Source organism: Nocardia goodfellowii (assembly GCF_017875645.1).
GTDB lineage: Bacteria > Actinomycetota > Actinomycetes > Mycobacteriales > Mycobacteriaceae > Nocardia > Nocardia goodfellowii.
On record NZ_JAGGMR010000001.1, the window covers coordinates 181,615 to 200,887 of the forward strand.

The window sequence follows — 19,273 nt, forward strand, 5'->3', positions numbered from 1 at the left end:
GGGGTTTGGGTCGACGAGGTCACACAGTGGTCAACTGATCCGCGGCCGAATTCGCTCCCTCGATTGCGGTGAGCTTGCCCACGCCCTGCACCCTGGTCAGGGCTACTGCGTGGCCACTCTCTCCGTCCGCCGCGCAGCGCCTAGAGGCCACCGGGAAAGCCCAGTTGCCGCCACGCCTCGTAGGTCGCGACCGCCGCCGCGTTCGACAGATTCATCGACCGGCGCCCCGGCAGCATCGGGATGCGCAGATGTGCGGTGAGGTGCGGATCGTCGAGCACCTCGTCCGGCAGCCCGGTCGGTTCGGTGCCGAACAGCAGCACGTCACCCACCTGATAGTCGACCTCGGTGTACCGCGTGGCAGCCTGGGTCGTGAACGCGAAAACCCGCTCCGGGCGCAGCGCCTCCCACGCCGAGGCGAGGTTCTCGTGCACCGTCACCGAAGCCAGATCGTGGTAGTCCAGCCCGGCCCGGCGCAGCTTCGCCTCGGACAAATCGAATCCGAGCGGTTCGATCAAATGCAGTTCACACCCGGTCCCCGCGACCATGCGGATCGCGTTGCCGGTGTTCCCCGGAATCGCGGGCTCATGAAACATCACTCGGAACACGCGCCCAGTCAAGCACATGGAGAGACCGCAACCCTGCTGGCTATAGCTTGAACTTACGTGGGAGTGATTCAAGTTTTCGGCGGTTACCTTGACCGTGGAGGGCCAGGTTCAACTTGCCTTGACCGCACCCACAATCATTCAAGACGTCGCCCGGCTGGACGAGGCTGTGGCTCAACTGTTTCGGCCCGAGATTCTGGTGCGACCGATGGACGACAGGCAGATGTCCCAAGAGCAACGCGAGATCCGTAACTACATCGTGGCAACCGGATGCGGTCTCCCAGATCGGGCAACGACGGATAACCCGCAGCTTCCTTGGGGAGCTTCAGCTGACCACCGTTCGGGACACGAGAGGAGAAAGCGCTGATTCGGGCGACATCCGGCCCCATCAAGTGGCCATCGGCCCGCAGAACCGACCCATCGAAGAAGCGCGATTCGTCCCTAGCCCGCCGGGCGACCAGTTGGTGGCTGGTATGTCGGCGTGGGAGACGTGGATCAATGCCCGTCATGCCTTACCTGCCCGGAGGTTCTCAAAGCGATCCGGTGGGACTGAGCGGCTGTCACGGATGAGCGGTCTCGACGCGGCAGTTGGCCGTCGACGTTCGGCGGAACATGATGTGCGGCTCATGGAACCCGGAACACCCGATCAGTCAACCAGATGCCGGGGTCACGCCCGGCGCACCGGTTCCGGCGGGCGGGCCACGCCCGACGGGGTGGGCGGTTATCGCGGGGGTTGTTCCGGCAGGGCGCAGACGCCGCCTTCGGCCATGCCGGTCGGGCGGACGCCTAGGCCCTGGTTGAGGCGGGCGCGGTGGTTCTCCCAGGCGATGGCGGCGGCCAGTTCGGCGAGCTGGGCTTTCGACAGGTGGGTGCGGAGTTTCGTGCGCATGTCCTCGATATCGATTGCGGGTGTGGCGGTCATGGCTTCGGCGAAGGCGAGAACCAGTTTCTCCAGGTCCGTGTAGGCGGCGCTGGTCCGGTAGCGCGGTAGATCGATGAGCTGTTCTTCGGACAGACCGGAGGAGCGTGCCACCGCGGACCCGATATCGAGGCAGAACTCGCAATTGATCAGGCCCGCGACCTTCAATTCGGCGAGCTCTTTGAGTTTCGGGTCCAGCCGGTTGCAGAGAATCAGCATGGTCTCGTGCACCGCGACCGCGAAACCGATCAGCGGGCGTCGGGCCAGCCAGCCGACCAGATCGGAGCGATGACGTTTCGCCTGCCGTAAAGCGCTGGCGTAGTGGCGGATTCGCGAAGCAGCGCGCATTGCCCGTACCCCCGTGTACTCGGTTCCTTTCCACCACCGTACGCCTGAACTACGTCCCGTAGTAGCCCTTTCGCGAGCGGGCTCTGTCGTGGCGCACACTCGGAAACCGGATAGGCTGCGTCCATGCCGAGCACCGCACACAATCCGGCCGGATCCGAGCCGCCCGCACCAGGTTTCGCGCACGCGACGGTCGCCACCGGCAGCCGCGTCGTGCATCTGTCAGGGCAGGTCGGTGTCGACGCTTCCGGTCGAGTGGTGCCGGGTGGCCTCGCGGCGCAGACCACGCAGGCCCTGATCAATCTCGGGCGCGCGCTCGAGGCGGCGGGCGGCAAGGCAGCCGATCTGGTGAGTGTGCGCTTTTACGTGGTGGATTGGGACCCGTCGAAGTTCGAAGCGCTCGGCGCGGCGGGCGCGGCGGCCCGAGAACACTACGAGTTTCCGGAAACCGCCGTCACCCTGGTCGGCGTCGCCGCGCTGTTCACCCCCGAGCATCTCATCGAGATCGAAGGCGTCGCCGTCCTGGACTGAGTCGGGCGACCGCTCCGTGAGGGGTGGTGGGCGGATGCCGGGCGGGCCTGCAAGAATCGGGGGCGTGAGCGACGTCGACTCCGCCGAACAGCACCCGGGCGCGGGGGCGCAATTTCTGCGCGTACACCTGCCGATGGTGCTGGTGGCCCTGGTCATCGTCGTGGCCGTGGTGTTCGTAGCGTGGGATCGCTGGCGCCGCGGCGCGTTCTTCTTCGGCGGCGCCACCCTGCTCGCCGCCGCGCTGCGCCTAGCCCTGCCGACGCCCCGGGTGGGCCTGCTCGCGGTGCGCGGCAAGGCGTTCGACGTCGCGGCCCTGACGTTGCTAGGCACGGCCATCCTGTTCATCGCCGCCACCATCAAAACCCTCGGCGTGCAGTGATCAGCCCGCATACCGCTCGCTGAACACCATTTCGGCGCGGGGCCGCCGGCCGGGATGCGGTGGAACACTGTCGGTGTAGCCGATCGTCACCAGCACCGCGATCGCCAGGTCCGGCCGATCGTCGATGCCGTCGGCTTCTTGACCAGGTCTGGGTCCATGCGGTCAGGCCCCTCGTCGGCGAGGTCGGACAGCTGCCAGAACGGCTCGGCGGGCACCGGATCCGGACGATAGTGCCGGGAGGGTGCGGCGAGTACGGATGGCTTCGGGAACCGAAGGGCTTGTGAGTGCCCCACCCGTCAAGTCCTCGATCGCGTAGCCGGTAAGTGAACGGTGCTCATCGTGGACGCGCTCGCCGACGGCACGCTGCGCTATACCGATCTTCAGCGCCGCATCGACGGCGTCTCCCGGAAGATGCTGACGCAGACCCTCCGTCAACTCGAAAACGACGGATTCGTTTCGCGCACAGCGCATCCCACGGTGCCGCCGCGGGTGGAATACACGCTGACCGACCTGGGACACAGCTTGCGCACGCCGATCGCGGCGCTGCGGGAATGGATCGAGACCGATATCAATCGGATCGAAGCGGCGCGGCGCGAGGCAGCGAAATGACCATGGAAGGTCAGTTGAGTGGCATCGCCGCGACGGCCACCCGGCGTATGGTCGAGCCATAGCCTATTAGGGTGCCGTCCCAGACCTCGGCGGCCGTCCGATGCACCGACCCAGCGTAGGGAGACGGCATGCCAGGCAACTTCGACGGCATCGACTGCGGGCTGTTTCCGTTGTGGACGGTCGCCGCCTTTGTCCATGGGAACGGCGAGGCGCCGGTGGGGACAGCCAGCGCCCGCGATCTGTCCATGGCCGCCGGCCTCGTGTGCTCGTATCTGCCTGTCCCGCAAGCTGATTTCGCGGGCTACTACCTCATCGCGACCCGCGCCGACTCCTACAAAGACCGCTTCACCAACAGCGCGAGCGCGCCGCAGTGGCGCAGTACCCCACTGCACGAAGCCGACGGCTGGGCCGCCGGACCGTGGAGCGTGCTCGAATCACCGCGGGCAGCAGGCGATTAGCGAGGTCGACTACGCCCTGCTGCGCTTACCGTCTCGGCGCCGAGCTCACACCGTGGCGCGGTTCTCGCGCGCCAGACGCAGGGTTTCGATGAGCAGCTTGGATACCGCGGCCGACTCGGTGAGGAACCCGTCGTGGCCGTCGCGCGAGTGCACGACCTCGAGCCGAGCACAACCCGGCAGTCCGTCGGCGAGTTCCTGCTGAGTACGCAGGGGGTAGAGCCGGTCCGAGTCGACACCGCCCACCACGCACGGCACCGGGGTGGCGGCCAGCGCAGCTCGCACACCGCCGCGACCACGACCGATATCGTGCCGGTTCATCGCTTCGGTGAGCAACACGTAGGTGGCGGGATCGAAACGGGCACAGAGCTTTTCAGCCTGATGCTCCAGATAGCTCTGCACCGCGTACCGGCCGCCGCGCCACGGATCCTCCGCGCCCTGCGCGTGATTCTCGAAGCGGTGGTCCAGTTCGCCTTCGGTGCGGTAGGTCAGGTGCGCGATGCGCCGCGCCAGGCCCATGCCGGTCATCGGCGCACGACCGGTGCCGTGATAGTCGCCGCCCTGCCAATCGGGGTCGGCCTTGATGGCGGCGATCTGGGTGGTCTGGGTGCCGATCTGATCGGCGGTGGCCCGCGCGCCGACCGCGAGGATCAACGCGGCCGCCACGCGCTCCGGAGCGCCGACCATCCATTCCAGGACGCGCATGCCGCCCATCGAACCGCCGACGACAGCGGCCAGCCGGTCGATGCCGAGCAGGTCCATCAGGGCGACCTCCGCGCTCACCTGATCACGGATGGAGATCTCGGGAAACCGGGAGCCCCACGGCTTTCCGTCCGGCGCCAATGACGACGGACCGGTGCTGCCCTTGCAGCCGCCGAGCACATTGGTGGCGATGACGCACCATTCGTCGGTGTCGATCGGCGCGCCGGGGCCGACCATGCCGTCCCACCAGCCGGGCAGCGGGTGCAGCTCGTCGGGGGCGCCCACTACGTGCGAGTCACCGGTCAGCGCGTGCTCGACCAGCACCACGTTGTCGAGGGCGGGTGCGAGTTCGCCCCAGCGTTGCACCGCGAGCCGCACATCGGGAACCACGGCGCCGTTCTCCAGGCGCACATCCCCGATCGGGATCACGCCGAGTCGGCCGTCCGGAGCGGGCAGCAGCGATCGGAGGCTCGGTTCGGTCTCCACGGTCACGCCGTCTGACCGATCACACGGGAACAGACCGCCCCGTGGCGGTGGACAATTGCACACATGTGGGGGACCTCCTGAACAGCGCGCTTGCTCCCGTCTTTCGAGAGCCAGGTCATCACCCGGAGCACCCCACCGCTGCTGGAGGGTTGCCGACCAGCGAGCCGGGGCTTCGCGCTGGCACTCATGACCTGAGGGACATGGTAGCTGGCGGTCGGTCAACGATAGAAATCACGTCGACAAGATCACGCCGACGCCGCTGGTCCAGGCCGGAAAACCCGCCGATGACCCGCGGCTCGGACTCAGGTGGACAGCGGTGCGCCGCACAGGTCGCGGAGTTCGTCGAACGCGCGCAGCACGATCGCGCGCGTGGCGCGCGCGGCGACCCGGGGCTCGCCGGTGAGAACCAGGTCCGGGTCGGCGTCGAAGGCGATGTGGCACATCATCTGCCAGGTCGCGACGGCCAAGCGCACCTTGAGCGCGTCGGGTTCCATGCCCAGCCGATCCGCGAGCGCCGCGGTGACCGCCTCGGCCTTGCGGTCGCCGTATTCCATCGCGCGCGCGTTGACCGCCGGGCTGCTGCGCACGATGCGCTGCATCTTCTGGAACCGGCGGAACGAGATCAGCTCGTCGGCGGCGTTGCCCGCGGCCAGGTCGACCATGTGCAGGTAGGCATCGCACATTGCCTGTAGCGGGTTGTCGATGCTGGGCCGGGCCCGCAGCAGGCCGGCGATGGCCTGGCCGAAATCCTCCACCGGGCCGAGGACGATGTCTTCCTTGATCTCGAAGTACCGGTTGACGGTGCGCGGCGAGACGTCGGCCGCGTGCGCGATCTGCTCCACCGTCGTTGCCTCGAAACCCTGCTCGTCGCACAGATCGAGCGCTATTTCGATGATCCGCGACCGAGTCTGCTGCTTCTTGCGTTCCCGCAGCCCGGTGGCCGGCTTGCCGCCCGGCACCGGTTCGGGATCGGCGGTAGGGCCGGTCGATGAGTCCTCGAGCATGCCGCCACCATAACGCAGCTCATGTCTACTCTTGGCCGAATGAGTCAAATGTCGCACTACGACATTTTTCCCTTGACGCCAAAAGTCGCACGATGCCAGGATCGTCTGCGTACTTCTGAAACAGCTCGTCCCAGATGAGGGAGAAAATCCGTGACCCGAACTGCGCCAGCGGTTGACGCACCCGGAAAACAAAGCAGTTCCGCCCGGTGGTGGGCGCTCGGCGTGATCGCGCTGGCCCAGCTGATGGTGGTGCTCGACGCCACCATCGTCACCATCGCGCTGCCATTCGCGCAGCGTGACCTGCACATCAGCGATGGCAACACCCAGTGGGTGCTCACCGCGTACACCCTGATCTTCGGCGGCCTGCTGCTGCTCGGCGGACGTCTCGCCGACTACCTGGGACGACGCAAGATCTTCATGATCGGCCTGATCGGTTTCGCGGCCGCCTCCGCGCTGGCCGGTCTCGCCCAGAACGGCGCCCAGCTGTTCGCGGGCCGCGGCCTGCAGGGCGCTTTCGCCGCCCTGCTCGCCCCGGCGGCGCTCTCGCTGCTGTCGGTGACCTTCACCGAGACCAAGGAACGCGCTCGCGCGTTCGCGGTGTTCGCCGGCATCTCGGCGGGCGGCGCGGCCATCGGCCTGATCGCCGGTGGCGCGCTCACCGAATACGCCTCGTGGCGCTGGACGCTGCTGGTCAACACACCGATCGCGATCCTGGCCCTGGTCGGCGCGTTCAGCTTCGTGATCAAGGATCTGCCGCTGCCCCGCACCGGCGGCTACGACGTGCCCGGCGCGATCACCGTCACCCTGGGCCTGATCGGCATCGTCTACGGCTTCAGCCGCGCGGCCGAGCACGGCTGGAGCGACGGCAGCACCGTCGGCCTGATCGTCGCGGGTGTCGCGCTGCTCGCCGCGTTCGTCTTCATCGAATCCCGCACCGCGAATCCGCTGCTGCCGCTGCGTATTCCGGGTGAGATCAACCGGGGCGGCGCACTGCTGGCCGCGCTGCTGGTCCCGATCGCGATGTTCGCGATGTTCCTGTTCCTGAGCTTCTACCTGCAGAATGTGCTCGGTTACACGCCGCTGAAAGCCGGTGTCGCGTTCCTGGCGTTCCCGGCCGGTATCGCCATCTCCGCAGGTGTCACCAGTGCGCTGCTGCCGAAGTTCGGCCCGCGTCCGCTGATGATCGTCGGCGCCGCACTGGGCGTGGTCGGACTGGTGCTCCTGGCTCAGCTCAGCTTCGGCGACAGCTTCGCCACCAGCGTGCTGCCCGCCCAGTTCCTGATCGCGCTCGGCATGGGTCCGCTGTTCGTCGGCATGCAGGCCGTCGCGCTGCACCAGGTGGACGAGGAGGACTCGGGCGTGGCCAGCGCGCTGCTGAACGCGGCCCAGCAGATCGGTGGCGCGGTCGGCACCGCCTTGCTCACCACCATCTCGGTGCAGGCGGCCAAGGATTACGTGGCCGGGAACCCTGGCGTCGACAACCTGCTCGCCCGCGCCGCCATCCACTCCTACGACGTCGCCTTCTATGTCGGCGCGGGCTTCTTCCTGGCCGCCATCCCGGCGATCGCGTTCATGATCCGGGACAAGCCGGAGAACCTGATCGAGGGCGCCGAAGACGGGGTCAAAATTCCCGTCGGCGTCTGATCCGGCAATAGGTCCCGCGTATCGCGCGCAACTCGCGATGCGCGGGACCTTGCGATTCTCAAATAATGGACAAAAGTACTAATCAGTAACTTTCGTCACGATTCTCACTCGGGGGTACTGGCGCGCGGTGAGGTCGTTAGCAGCAGTACGCTTGTCTTGTTTGACCACATGCCTCACCGACCACGCGGGGCATATACGTTGTCTGTTGGAACAGCTGGGGTCCGCTCACAAGCGTGTTCGCCTGGCCGTGCAATGAGGGCACCATCCTTAGGAGGACACGCAGAACTATGTCCAAAAAGATCAAGGTTGAAGGCACCGTCGTAGAACTCGACGGCGACGAGATGACCCGGATCATCTGGCAGTTCATCAAGGACAAGCTGATCCATCCGTATCTCGACGTGAACCTCGAGTACTACGACCTCGGCATCGAGTACCGGGACAAGACAGACGACCAGGTCACCATCGACGCCGCCAACGCCATCAAGCAGCACGGCGTCGGCGTGAAATGCGCGACCATCACCCCCGACGAGGCGCGCGTCGAGGAATTCGGGCTGAAGAAGATGTGGCGGTCGCCCAACGGCACCATCCGCAACATCCTCGGCGGCACCATTTTCCGGGCCCCGATCATCATTTCCAACGTGCCCCGGCTGGTACCCGGCTGGACGAAGCCGATCATCATCGGCCGGCACGCTTTCGGTGACCAGTACCGCGCCACCGACTTCAAGGTGCACCAGGCCGGCACCGTCACGCTGACCTTCACCCCGGAGGACGGCAGCGAGCCGATCGTGCACGAGGTCGTGAAGATGCCCGAGGACGGCGGCGTCGTCATGGGCATGTACAACTTCAAGCAGTCGATCGTCGACTTCGCGCGGGCCTCGTTCAACTACGGCCTGCAGCAGAACTACCCGGTGTACCTCTCCACGAAGAACACCATCCTGAAGGCCTACGACGGCATGTTCAAGGACACCTTCCAGGAGATCTTCGACGCCGAGTTCAAGACCCAGTTCGACGCGGCCGGGCTCACCTACGAGCACCGCCTCATCGACGATATGGTCGCCTCCTCCATGAAGTGGGAGGGCGGCTACGTCTGGGCCTGCAAGAACTACGACGGCGACGTGCAGTCCGACACCGTGGCCCAGGGCTTCGGTTCGCTCGGCCTGATGACCTCGGTGCTGCTCACCCCGGACGGCAAGACCTGCGAGGCGGAGGCCGCGCACGGCACCGTCACCCGGCACTACCGTCAGCACCAGCAGGGCAAGCCGACCTCGACCAACCCGATCGCGTCGATCTTCGCCTGGACGCGTGGGCTCGAGCACCGCGGCAAGCTGGACAACACCCCCGAGGTGATCGGCTTCGCGCAGGCGCTCGAGGATGTCGTCATCAAGACCGTCGAGGGCGGCCAGATGACCAAGGACCTCGCGCTGCTCGTCGGCGGGGACCAGGGCTACCTGAGCACTGAGGAATTCCTCGGCGCGCTGGACGTCAACTTGGCCCGCGCACTGCGTAGCTGAGCTGTTTTTCGCACGAATCGGGCACCCGCCCCACCGCGTTTCCAGCCGGTGGAACGGGTGCCCGGACTGTTTCCGGCGCTCAGCGAACCGACATGCGGCCGTCCGGGTCGACAGCCGCGCGGATATCGGACAAGCGGCTGGTGTTTGCGGCGAAGTAGCGGTTGGTGGGCTGAGCCGGTTCGAGGTAGTTGATGTAACCGCCCGCCGAATGCGCGCCGACCAGCTGGTGGGCTCGATCGATCCAAGCCGCCGCCTCGCCCGGATCTCGATAGTCCGTGGCGATCCATTGCAGGACCGCGCTGTGGTTACGCCATGGGCAGGCGGTGGCGTCGGCGAGCAGGTCGCGCACGGCGCCGTCGAGCGGATCGACCAGCACCATGCCGCGGCCGCCCGCGCTCGAACGCGAGGAGATGGCTTCAACCACCGCGTCCGCCAACTCGGGCGAGTATCGCGCGACCACATCGGAACCCGCCACCGTGCTCGTGCGGGGTGTATCGGGTCGCCCGCCCGCAAGGCTCAGGACCGCGTCGAGATGACCGAGTGTCCGATGATGTGTGCCGACCGGCGCGGCACCGATAACCCCGGCCAGGCGCGCCGCCGTCGTGACGCCGGTTCCCGCGGTGCAAACCAGCCGGATCGCACAGCCGACCGCGCCGGCGCCGTCCGCGCTGACCTCGACCGAGGCCCAGACGGTGCGCCCGGTCTCCGGCAGCCAGCGTGCCCAGCCGGTCAGTACCTGCTGGGCCGCTGTTCCGGAAAAGGCCAGGCGCACAATGTCTTTCGATGTGGCGGGACAGGTGCGGAAGGTCAGCGAGGTGAGCACGCCGAGGCCACCGCCACCGCCGCGCAGCGCCCAGAACAACTCCGGTCGATTCGCCGCCGAGACGGCTGTGCGCGAACCGTCGGCAAGCACGAGTGTGGCCTCGCGGAGCCGGTCGCAGGTCAACCCGTACAGCCGCGACTCCACGCCGATGCCGCCGCCGAGGGTGAGCCCGGCGATACCGACTGCCGGGCAGGTACCCAGCGGCAGGGTCTGACCGTGCCGGGCCAGTTCGGCTTGAATCCCATAGAGCGACGCGCCTGCGCCGATCACCGCGACGCCGTTGTCGTAGGTGATCTCGCGCATCTGCCGCAGGTCGATGACCAACGCGCCGTCGGCGGCCGACGCGCCGACATAGGAATGCCCGCCACCGCGGACGGCGATCGACAGATCGTGCTCGTCGGCGAAGGCGACGGCCGCGCGCACGTCCTCGGTGTCCGTCGCCCGGACCACGGCGGCGGGGCGCGCGGCGTCGAACCTCGGATCGAAAAGCTGTTTGGCCGTGGCGTATTCGCTGTCGGACGGGAGCAGCACCGGCCCGCGCGAGCGCGTACTCAGACGCGACCAGTCCAGCGAAGGGCCTTGCCGCACAACCGGTTCTGCCGCTGTGCGCGCGGCGAACCCGGAGCTGACCGCCGCGGCCGCTCCAACACTCACCGCGGCGCGCAGGAACGCCGCTCGCGACAGTTGACGGCTGATGCATCCGAGCCTATCCGAGAAGCCGGTCACCTTCGCGCCGAATGCGCGGCCTGGGGCGCGTGCACCAGCGCCGCGGTGATCCGCCGTACGACGGGAAGCACGAGCAGCAGGGTCGGAAACGCGATGGGCCAGGACACCGCCCACGAGCGCAACCAAATACCCAGGGCGAGACCGTCACTCATCAGCGTGCTGATGAACGACACGACGCACGTCATCAGAATCGACAACAGCATCGGCAGGATCACCGCCGAATACCGGGCAGGCAGCTTGCCGAAAGCGTTGCGGGAGTAGGACTTAGCGGAATTCATCGATCGCTCCGTCAGTGTTCGTCAGGCAGCGACTCCGCCGGATCGACGGAGTCGGTGCGTTGGTTGACGTGAACGCTTACGGCGACGCGATGTCGCGAGGCCGAGGATAGAACGGACGCACACGGCGACGCAAGCTCTGCCGCGTCGGCGGCCACTACCTCAGCGGTCAGTACTTCTGCGCCGACACTTGCGCGGCGGGTACTTCAACGGTCGATTTCGAAGCGTTTGAAGCGGGAGCCCGCGCCCGCGATCAGACGCACGGAGCTCTTCGATACGCCGTAATGCTCGGCGAGGAGTTCGATCGCGGCCTTGTTGGCTTTGCCCTCGACGGCCGGCGCGCGCACGTACAGGGTGAGGGTGCCGTCGGCGGCGGTTTCGACGAGCGGGCCCTTACGGCTGTTCGGCTTGACGGTCGCCCTTACCGCTGTCGGTGGCACGCGACTCTCCTGTCCCGGCAACGGTTTCCGCGGGCGCGGATGCTTCCGGACCTACCGTGTGCCGTGGTCGCCGGGGCCGGCGGATCAGTTTCACCAAACCCCACAGGGCCGCGCCGAGCAGCACCAGGAAGCCGAGCCAGGGAATCGCCTTGCCGAGGAAGACAACCGCGTCTTGCAGCCAACCCACCAGGGAATTCCAGCCTTCGACGATGCCGTCCCAGAAGTTGGACGGCCCGTCGTCGGAATGGTCGGCATCGGTGCGGAGCGAAATGGTCAGGGTGGACAGCGCGACCTGGTCGTCGAGACGCCGTTTCTGCGCGGTGAGGCTGTCGAGTTCGCCCTGGCGGCTGGACAGCGCCTGCTCCGCGGCGATCAGATCGGCGGTGTTGTTCGCGCCGGCGATGAGGGCGCGCAGCCGGTCCACCGAGGCCTGGAGCGCCTTGATTCGGGCGTCGAGATCTTCCCACTGCATGGTGACGTCGTCACGGTTGGTGCTGATCTCGGCGACCTCGCCGATCTTGCCGAGACCGTCGATGAAGGCGTCGGTCTTGTCGGCGGGCACCCGGACCGTCAACGACGCGCTGGGCCGATCGTCGTCATCGGTACCGGGTTGCTCTGTGCGCGAATCGATCCGGCCGCCCGCGGCGGTCACCTGACCGGCCACCTGGCCGGCCGCGGCGATCGGATCACCGGCGATGATGTCGACACTGCCGGTCACAACTTCCTTGCGGGACAGCACTTCCCCGCTGGGCTGCTGCTTGCTGTCGCCGGGCGCCTGCTCGCGGAATCCGGGCGGCGCCACCGCCGGGGCGGCCGTCTCGAACGATCGGCCGGAGGCACCGGAGTCGGAGTCGGCGGCATCGTTGTCACCGCAGCCCACGAACAGTGTCAGGCTCAGCAGACCGATGCACAGAACCGCAAGCTTTCGCATGTGCGCAGCGTAGCCGCTGCGGTACGGAGTTATCCGGTGCTCGCGGCGAAATCGGCGGCCCAGCGTGGATCTCGGCCGGTAATCGCCACGATGCGGTCGATGAGCGGGGCTTCGTCCGAGGTCGCGACCGGCGGCCCCCACAGTTCCGGGACCGGACTGTTCGGGACGAACTCGGCGACGTGGTCGAAGCACGGCCGCAAGACATGGTCCGGCAGCGCGAAGGGACGGTCGATCGCGCGCGCCAGATCCCAGCCGTGCACCACGATTTCGGTGTAAGCGATACTGCCCCACATTTCGTTGGTCAGGTCCGCACCCGCGGTCGGGGTGCTGCCCTGCCATGCCGCCGGATCGTCCCACGCGGTGCCGAGGAGCCGGATCCGCTCGGCGAGGACAGCCCGGTCGGCGGCGGTCGACACCGCGGCCGACCCGTCGCGGTCCGGCTCGCCTTCCTTGCGGGCCAGGGCGATGAAGCCCTGCGCTACTTCGTCGATATGGTCGAGGAGATCCGCGACGTGGAACTCGCTGCACGGTGTCGGCACGGTCAATTGTGAGTCGGTGATCTCGGTCAACAGGTCGATCATCGCCGCGCAAGCCGGCTTCAGGTCGATCATCAGCGCACTCCTCCATGGGGCATGGGTCGGGCGTGGCTCGCCCATCCAGTACAAACCCCTAGGCGGCCCGAAAGTCGTCGGGCTCACTCACTTGCCGGAATGCCGGTGTTCGTGGATGCGGGCTTCCACGGCTTCGATACGGGTGTCGGCGGGCGGATGGGTGCTGAGCCAGTGCAGGTAGCCGGCGAGCGGCGAATCGTCGTGTTCGCCCAGCCACTCGTGGTGGACCTCGCGGCACTCCCGGCCGTAGCCGAGGTCGACGGCGACGCGATCGGCACGGAGTTCCTCGCGTTGCGAAAGACGCGCTCGGCCAAGGGGTTCCGCTATGCCGAGCAGGGCCAGCAGCGTGAGCGCGGCGAGCGGGCCGATCAGTAGCAGCAACGCCGCCACCAGGGGGATGAGCACCAGCGCGGCGGAGCCCAGGCCGCCGAGCAGCAGGATCGCCAGGGCCAGGCCCGGTGCCTCCTCGGCTTCCCGCTCCGCGGCGGCCAGGGCCCGCGTCAAGCCGAAACCCAGCACCCTGCCGATCAGCTTGACGGGCACCGAATACCAGCGGGCGAGCGTCGCGGTGTACTTCTTGCCTTCGAGATGATGGCCCAGCTCGTGGGCGAGGACACCTTCGAGTTGGCGACTGTCCAGGGTGTGCAACGCCCAGGTGGTGACGCAGACGATGCCGCCCGGCGCCGCGAAGGCGTTCAGGTCCTCGGAGTCCTGTACCCACAGCGCGTAGTCCGAGCCGTCGACTCCCGCTGCCTGCGTGACGTTTTCCCATGCCACGGCGAGAACGGCTTGCTCCTGCGGTCGCGGGCGGCGGAAACCGTAGGCCACCCGGGCCAGTACCGCGTCGTCGGCGGGCAGGAACGCGAGCGCGCCCGAAGCCAGCCAGAGGGTCCCGGCCGTCAGCGCGCCCCACCAGCCGAACACCGCGAACGGCACGCACACCAGCACCGTGCTCAGCACGATGGACGGCAGCGAAACCACCAGCACCGCAGCCGATTCCAGCCGATGTCGCCAGGTCTCCACCGGCCACAGCAGCGGATTGGGCGTGTATTCCAGGAATTCGTAGATCGGCTCCGGGCGTTGCCCTCTCGGCGCGGGCCGCAGCACGGCGAGGACCCGCTCCCACAGCGTGGACCCGAAGCTCTTTCCCCCGTGTGACATAGCGCCGCACTCCCCCAAGTCGCAGGTGCAATCGCTTGCCAGCGTACCCACGGAAAACCGGTGTGGAACCAGGTTTTCAACGGAAGTCGCGGGACTTGGCTTCGATCCGGAGATCCAGTCGCTGGAGGTGTTCGGCGACCACGCTGACCGCGCCCTCGGCGTTCTGCACCCGGCCGCGGATGAGCAGGGCGGGGGCGGATTGGGCGAGGCGACGGTAGCGAGTCCACAGGCCGACCGAGCAGACGATGTTGATCATGCCGGTCTCGTCCTCGAGATTGAGGAAGGTGACGCCCGCGGCGGTGGCGGGCCGCTGCCGGTGGGTGACCGCGCCGCCCACCAGAACCCGGGAACCGTCGGGGACCGACAGCAGTCGATCGGCCGGGAGGACGCCGAGGGCGTCGAGTCGCGGACGCAGGAATTCCGTCGGATAGCTGCCCGGGGAGACGCCGGTCGCCCACACGTCGGCGGCGGCGAGTTCCAGGTCGCTCATGCCGGGCAGCGCGGGGGCGGTGACAGCCGCGCCGGTGCCCGGCAACCGGTCCGGTCGTTCGCCCGCGGCGGCACCGGCGGCCCAGAGCGCCTCCCGGCGGGTGATCCCCAGACTACCGAGCGCACCGGCGGTGGCGAGCGATTCCGCTTGCGGGACAGTGAGTTCCACCCGCCCGGTCAGGTCGAGGAAGGACGTGTACGGGCCCCGCGCGCGGGCCGCGACGATCTTCTCGGCCAGTTCCGCGCCGATGTGACGGACCGCCGCCAGACCGAGCCGCACCTCCTTGCCGCGGTTCTCCACGGTGGGCTCGGCGAGGCTGGCGTTGATGTCGGGGCCGTGCACCGGCACCCCGTGCCGGCGGGCGTCGGCGACCAGTGACTGCGGGGAGTAGAAGCCCATCGGCTGCGCACGCAGCAGGCCGGCGCAGAACGCGGCCGGATGATGCAGTTTGAACCAGGCCGAATAGAACACGATCGAGGCGAAACTCTGCGAATGACTTTCCGGGAAACCAAAATTCGCGAAAGCGTAGAGCTTCTCGTAGATGCGGTCGGCGACCTCGCCGGTGATGCCGTGCTGGTCCCGCATGCCCTGGTAGAAACGCTCTTTGAGGCGCTCCATACGTTCCGGTGAGCGCTTGGAACCCATGGCGCGGCGCAACTGGTCGGCTTCGGCGGCGGAGAATCCGGCCACGTCGACCGCCATCTGCATGAGCTGTTCCTGGAACAGCGGCACACCGAGCGTGCGCTCGAGCGAATTCTTCAGCGCCGCATGCTCATAGCGCACCTTCTCGAGCTTGTTGCGGCGGCGGATATAGGGGTGCACCGAGCCGCCCTGGATGGGGCCGGGGCGGATGAGCGCGACCTCCACCACCAGGTCGTAGAAGGTGCGGGGCTTGAGCCGGGGCAGCGTCGCCATCTGGGCGCGGGACTCCACCTGGAAGACGCCGATCGAGTCGGCGCGGCACAGCATGTCGTAGACGGCTTTCTCGGTCAGGTCGAGCCGGTGCAGTTCGACGGTCTTGCCCTCGTGCTCGCGCACCATGTCGATCATGTAGTGCAGCGCCGAGAGCATGCCCAGGCCGAGCAGGTCGAACTTCACCAAACCCGCTGCCGCGCAATCGTCTTTGTCCCACTGCAGCACGCTGCGGTTGGCCATGCGGGCCCATTCCACCGGGCAGACATCGGCGATGGGACGGTCACAGATCACCATGCCGCCGGAATGGATGCCGAGATGCCGCGGCAGACCCTCGATCTCGCCGGCCAGGCTCAGCACCTCGGCGGGGATGTCGGTGTCGGTTTCCTCCGTCACGCCGGTCCAACGGCTCACCTGTTTGCTCCACGCGTCCTGCTGGCCCGGCGAAAAGCCCAGCGCGCGTGCGGCATCGCGCACGGCGGACTTGCCGCGATAGGTGATCACGTTCGCCACCTGGGCGGCGTAATCGCGGCCGTATCTGGCGTAGACGTGCTGGATCGCCTCCTCCCGGCGATCGGATTCGATGTCCACGTCGATATCGGGCGGGCCGTCGCGTTCCGGGGAGAGAAAGCGTTCGAACAGCAATTCGTTGGCGACCGGGTCGACATTGGTGATGCCGATGGCGTAGCAGACCGCGGAGTTGGCGGCCGAGCCGCGGCCCTGGCAGAGGATGTCGTTCTGCTTGCAGAAGGTGATGATGTCGTGCACCACCAGGAAGTAACCGGGGAAGCCGAGCTCGGCGATCACCGCGAGCTCGTGCTCGAGCTGCCGGTAGGCCCGCGGGTTCCGTTCCGGCGGGCCGTAGCGTTCGGCCGCGCCGCGCAGGGTGAGCGCGCGCAGCCACGAGTTCTCGTCGTGGCCGGACGGCACGTCGAAGGGCGGCAGCTTCGGCGCGATCAACCGGAGATCGAAGGCACATTCCCGGGCCAGCGCAACGGCATTCGACACCGCCTGCAATCCGGCCCGCCCGGCCCCGGCCGCGAACAACTGCGCCATCTCCGCGCCGGAGCGCAGATGTGCGCCACCGGTGGGCGCGAGCCACCCGGCGATGTCGTCCAGGCTGGAGCGGGCCCGGATCGCGGCCAGGGCCATGGCGCGGCGGCGTTGCGGCGGCGCCGCGAAATGCGCTCCGGTCGTGGCCACGACGGGCAGGCCGCAGCGGTCGGCGAGGGCGATGAGGTAGGCGTTGCGCTCGTCGTCGGTGGGGATGCCGTGGTGGGTCAGCTCCACGCTCACCCGATCGGCGCCGAAGCGTTCCATCAGATCCCGCAGCGCCGCCTCGGCCCGCGGCAGCCGAGTCTCGCCCGCCCCCAGGTCATGTTCCAGCGCTTGGCGCACATGGCCTTTCCGGCAGCCGGTCAAAATGTGCCAGTGCCCGCCCGCGGCGGCGGTGAGGGTGTCCAGGTCGTAGCGGAGGATGCCTTTCTCCCCCGCCGCCAGATGCGCGGCGGCGATCTCCCGGGAGAGCCGGCGGTAACCCTCCTGACCGCGGGCGAGCACCAGCAGATGCGGACCGGCGGGATCCGGCGCGCCGGTGCGTGGCGCGGAATCCGGTGCGGCGGCATGTCCGCCCGCGGTTTTCCCCGACCGCGACCCGGTCCCGAGCGACAGCTCCGACCCGAACACGGTCGGCATGTTCCATTCCTTGGCCGCCTCGAAGAAGCGCACCGTCCCGTAGAAACCGTCGTGGTCGGTGAGCGCGATCGCCTCCAACCCGAGCCGCACCGCCTCCTCGACCAGTTCCTCGGGCTGGCTCGCGCCGTCCAGGAAGCTGTACGCCGAATGCGCGTGCAATTCGGCGTACGGCACCGTCGGGCCGTCCGGCCGCGCTATCGGCTCGGCCTGATACTCGCCGCGCTTGCGCGACCAGGCCGGGCTGTCGCCGCCGTCTCCCGCGGTGGTCGCCGCCGGCTTGGGCCTACCGGACAGCACCCGCTCCATCTCCGCCCAGCTCGGCGGGCCGTTTCCCCAGCTGCTCACCTCCCCGACCCGCTCATCGACGCACGTTCCCGTTCGGCAGGCGCGCGGTGGAGCCGGCGTCGAGCGCGGCCTCCACCCGGTCCAGGCCCGAGCGGATCATCGCGCCGTAGGCGTCGTAGACCAGGACGGCGAGATGGCCGCGCGCGATGGTCAGCTGCATGCGGGCGGTTTCGAAGTCGCCGCAGCGGCGATGACTGTCGGCCAGATTAAGATACAGCGAGGGCAGAAAGCAGCGCAGACCCTCGTCCAGCGGGGTGCCGGGACCGAAGACCGCGGCCAGGGCGCGCTGATCCCAGATCAGCGCGTCGGCGTCGGCCTCCTGCAGGACGGCCAAGTGATGCGCGATCACGCAGCGCTGCAACGGGTCTCCGGCGGGGCGCTGGGAGTCGGTAGGAGGCGTAGCCGACGGGGTGGGTGAGCTCAGCTCGGACCACAACTGTTCGAGGGCGAGCCGTGCCGCCTTCGGGTCGTCGCTGCCGAGCCGCACCGCGGCAAAGATTTCCGCCATCCGATCGTCCGCCATGCGCAGAAGTATCGCACATATGTTCGAGGGTTTCGAGCATGATTCGAACAGGATGGCGAACCTTTCGCGACCGGCCCGAAATGTGGGCGGGCTCACTTGCCGGGTAAACTTACTTCAGAGTAAGTTCGTGCCCATTCGATCTGCGAAGGAGCAGCGATGACACACGCTGACCAGGCCGGCGGAAAGCGGCGCAACCGCCGTGATCTGACCGGCAGGCACGTCCTGATCACCGGCGCGTCCTCAGGCATCGGCCGAGCCGCCGCGCTGGCCGTCGCCGCCAAGGGCGCCACCGTCTTCCTGCTCGCGCGCCGCGGTGACGAACTCGCGGGCGTCGTCGAGGAGATCCGCGCGGCAGGCGGCCAGGCCCACGCGTACCAGTGCGACGTCACCGACAGCGACTCCGTCGACCACGTCGTCAAGACCATCCTGGACGAGCACGGTCACGTGGACATGCTGGTGAACAACGCGGGCCGGTCCATCCGGCGCGCCATCCACCGCTCCACCGACCGGATGCACGACTTCGAGCGCACCATGGCGGTCAACTACTTCGGCGCGCTGCGGATGACCTTGGCGTTGCTGCCCCAGATGCGGGAACGCAAGTTCGGCCACATCGTCCAGATCAGCAGTGCCGGAGTACAGGTCGCGACGCCGCGGTTCTCCGCCTACCTGGCCAGCAAGGCCGCGCTGGACAAGTTCACCGAGGTGGCCGCGGTCGAAACCATGGCCGACGGAGTCACTTTCACCACCATCCACATGCCGCTGGTGCGCACCCCGATGATCACCCCCAGCGGCGCGCAGGGACCTTCGGAATCGCCCGAGTGGGCCGCCGCCACGATCGTGCGCGCCCTCACCGAGCGGCCCAAGCGCATCGACGTGCCGCTGGGCACCCTCGCCGAATACGGCGCGCTGGTCACGCCGAAGATCCGCGATCGCATCCTGCACCGCTACTACCGTGCGCTGCCCGACTCCCCCGCCGCCAAGGGCGAACAGCTCGAGCCCACCCCCGAGGACACCGAAGCCGATGCGCCGCAACCGGAATCGGCGCCGCGCCCGCAGTCCGCGGCGCGCAAGATGACCGGCACCGCGTTACGCCGTGCCGCCCGCTGGGTACCCGGCACCCACTGGTGACTCCGGGCCCGTCGCGCAGGGGGCGA

20 protein-coding genes and 1 riboswitch are annotated in these 19,273 nt (G+C 68.0%); of the genes, 7 read left to right on the forward strand and 13 right to left on the reverse strand.

All coding sequences use genetic code 11. The annotated features are described in order from the left end of the window. Window positions 1–140 precede the first annotated feature (140 nt). Complete coding sequence (locus tag BJ987_RS00880; protein ID WP_209883759.1) at window positions 141–605, reverse strand: tRNA (cytidine(34)-2'-O)-methyltransferase; 465 nt, start codon at window positions 603–605, stop codon at window positions 141–143. A 718-nt stretch (window positions 606–1,323) separates the two neighbouring features. Continuing rightward, a complete protein-coding gene (locus tag BJ987_RS00885) occupies window positions 1,324–1,869 on the reverse strand; it encodes a carboxymuconolactone decarboxylase family protein (protein ID WP_209883761.1) in 546 nt (181 codons plus the stop codon). 123 nt (window positions 1,870–1,992) lie between these two features. Here BJ987_RS00885 and BJ987_RS00890 point away from each other — a divergent pair, with 123 nt between their 5' ends. Both BJ987_RS00890 and BJ987_RS00895 read left to right on the forward strand, forming a co-directional pair. After that, complete coding sequence (locus tag BJ987_RS00890; RefSeq protein ID WP_209883763.1) at window positions 1,993–2,397, forward strand: RidA family protein; 405 nt, start codon at window positions 1,993–1,995, stop codon at window positions 2,395–2,397. A 133-nt stretch (window positions 2,398–2,530) separates the two neighbouring features. Further along, entirely contained in the window at window positions 2,531–2,776 is a 246-nt protein-coding gene (locus tag BJ987_RS00895) for a DUF3017 domain-containing protein (RefSeq protein WP_245366346.1), read from the forward strand. 86 nt (window positions 2,777–2,862) lie between these two features. On the opposite strand, the gene BJ987_RS00900 is transcribed toward BJ987_RS00895, so the two are convergent. Then, window positions 2,863–3,069: a hypothetical protein gene (locus tag BJ987_RS00900; RefSeq protein WP_209883767.1), complete on the reverse strand. Its 207-nt coding sequence runs from the start codon at window positions 3,067–3,069 to the stop codon at window positions 2,863–2,865. 46 nt (window positions 3,070–3,115) lie between these two features. Here BJ987_RS00900 and BJ987_RS00905 point away from each other — a divergent pair, with 46 nt between their 5' ends. Continuing rightward, a complete protein-coding gene (locus BJ987_RS00905) occupies window positions 3,116–3,385 on the forward strand; it encodes a winged helix-turn-helix transcriptional regulator (RefSeq protein ID WP_307869392.1) in 270 nt (89 codons plus the stop codon). A 128-nt stretch (window positions 3,386–3,513) separates the two neighbouring features. Further along, window positions 3,514–3,843 carry a hypothetical protein gene (locus BJ987_RS00910; RefSeq protein WP_209883771.1) on the forward strand — a complete coding sequence of 110 codons (330 nt, stop codon included), beginning with the start codon at window positions 3,514–3,516 and terminating at the stop codon, window positions 3,841–3,843. Between the two features lie 45 nt (window positions 3,844–3,888). Here the strand turns inward: BJ987_RS00910 and metX are convergent, their stop codons facing one another. Together metX and BJ987_RS00920 are read right to left on the reverse strand one after the other, a co-directional pair. Next, window positions 3,889–5,034 carry a homoserine O-acetyltransferase MetX gene (metX, locus tag BJ987_RS00915; RefSeq protein WP_209883773.1) on the reverse strand — a complete coding sequence of 382 codons (1,146 nt, stop codon included), beginning with the start codon at window positions 5,032–5,034 and terminating at the stop codon, window positions 3,889–3,891. A gap of 75 nt (window positions 5,035–5,109) precedes the next feature. After that, a riboswitch (SAM riboswitch) is annotated at window positions 5,110–5,220 on the reverse strand. A gap of 110 nt (window positions 5,221–5,330) precedes the next feature. Then, window positions 5,331–6,032: a TetR/AcrR family transcriptional regulator gene (locus BJ987_RS00920; RefSeq protein ID WP_209883775.1), complete on the reverse strand. Its 702-nt coding sequence runs from the start codon at window positions 6,030–6,032 to the stop codon at window positions 5,331–5,333. A gap of 150 nt (window positions 6,033–6,182) precedes the next feature. Here BJ987_RS00920 and BJ987_RS00925 point away from each other — a divergent pair, with 150 nt between their 5' ends. Next, the gene (locus BJ987_RS00925; RefSeq protein ID WP_307869393.1) at window positions 6,183–7,676 is read left to right on the forward strand and encodes an MFS transporter; all 1,494 of its coding nucleotides are present in this window, start codon (window positions 6,183–6,185) and stop codon (window positions 7,674–7,676) included. A gap of 287 nt (window positions 7,677–7,963) precedes the next feature. Further along, window positions 7,964–9,187 (forward strand): NADP-dependent isocitrate dehydrogenase, encoded by a 1,224-nt coding sequence (locus BJ987_RS00930; RefSeq protein ID WP_209883777.1) that lies wholly within the window; start codon window positions 7,964–7,966, stop codon window positions 9,185–9,187. Between the two features lie 79 nt (window positions 9,188–9,266). Here BJ987_RS00930 and BJ987_RS00935 read toward each other — a convergent pair whose 3' ends face one another. The 8 genes from BJ987_RS00935 to BJ987_RS00970 all read right to left on the reverse strand — a co-directional run bounded on the left by BJ987_RS00935 (window position 9,267) and on the right by BJ987_RS00970 (window position 18,119). Next, window positions 9,267–10,664, reverse strand: coding sequence for an FAD-binding oxidoreductase (locus BJ987_RS00935; protein WP_209883779.1), 1,398 nt, complete (start codon window positions 10,662–10,664; stop codon window positions 9,267–9,269). A 68-nt stretch (window positions 10,665–10,732) separates the two neighbouring features. Continuing rightward, window positions 10,733–11,014 (reverse strand): DUF2798 domain-containing protein, encoded by a 282-nt coding sequence (locus tag BJ987_RS00940; protein ID WP_209883781.1) that lies wholly within the window; start codon window positions 11,012–11,014, stop codon window positions 10,733–10,735. 203 nt (window positions 11,015–11,217) lie between these two features. Continuing rightward, window positions 11,218–11,451 carry a DUF167 domain-containing protein gene (locus BJ987_RS00945; RefSeq protein WP_209883783.1) on the reverse strand — a complete coding sequence of 78 codons (234 nt, stop codon included), beginning with the start codon at window positions 11,449–11,451 and terminating at the stop codon, window positions 11,218–11,220. Next, a complete protein-coding gene (locus tag BJ987_RS00950) occupies window positions 11,405–12,382 on the reverse strand; it encodes a DUF4349 domain-containing protein (protein WP_209883785.1) in 978 nt (325 codons plus the stop codon). Before BJ987_RS00950 ends, BJ987_RS00945 begins: the two co-directional genes overlap by 47 nt. A gap of 29 nt (window positions 12,383–12,411) precedes the next feature. Beyond that, the gene (locus tag BJ987_RS00955) at window positions 12,412–12,993 is read right to left on the reverse strand and encodes a TIGR03086 family metal-binding protein (RefSeq protein WP_209883787.1); all 582 of its coding nucleotides are present in this window, start codon (window positions 12,991–12,993) and stop codon (window positions 12,412–12,414) included. A gap of 87 nt (window positions 12,994–13,080) precedes the next feature. Continuing rightward, window positions 13,081–14,154, reverse strand: coding sequence for a M48 family metalloprotease (locus BJ987_RS00960; RefSeq protein WP_209883789.1), 1,074 nt, complete (start codon window positions 14,152–14,154; stop codon window positions 13,081–13,083). Between the two features lie 76 nt (window positions 14,155–14,230). Next, on the reverse strand, window positions 14,231–17,557 hold the full coding sequence (locus BJ987_RS00965) for an error-prone DNA polymerase (protein ID WP_209897679.1): 3,327 nt from the start codon (window positions 17,555–17,557) through the stop codon (window positions 14,231–14,233). Window positions 17,558–17,609: 52 nt separating this feature from the next. Beyond that, window positions 17,610–18,119: a hypothetical protein gene (locus BJ987_RS00970; RefSeq protein ID WP_209883791.1), complete on the reverse strand. Its 510-nt coding sequence runs from the start codon at window positions 18,117–18,119 to the stop codon at window positions 17,610–17,612. Between the two features lie 156 nt (window positions 18,120–18,275). Between BJ987_RS00970 and BJ987_RS00975 the strand changes: the two genes are divergently transcribed. Then, window positions 18,276–19,247, forward strand: coding sequence for an SDR family NAD(P)-dependent oxidoreductase (locus BJ987_RS00975; RefSeq protein WP_209883793.1), 972 nt, complete (start codon window positions 18,276–18,278; stop codon window positions 19,245–19,247). Window positions 19,248–19,273: the final 26 nt, after the last annotated feature.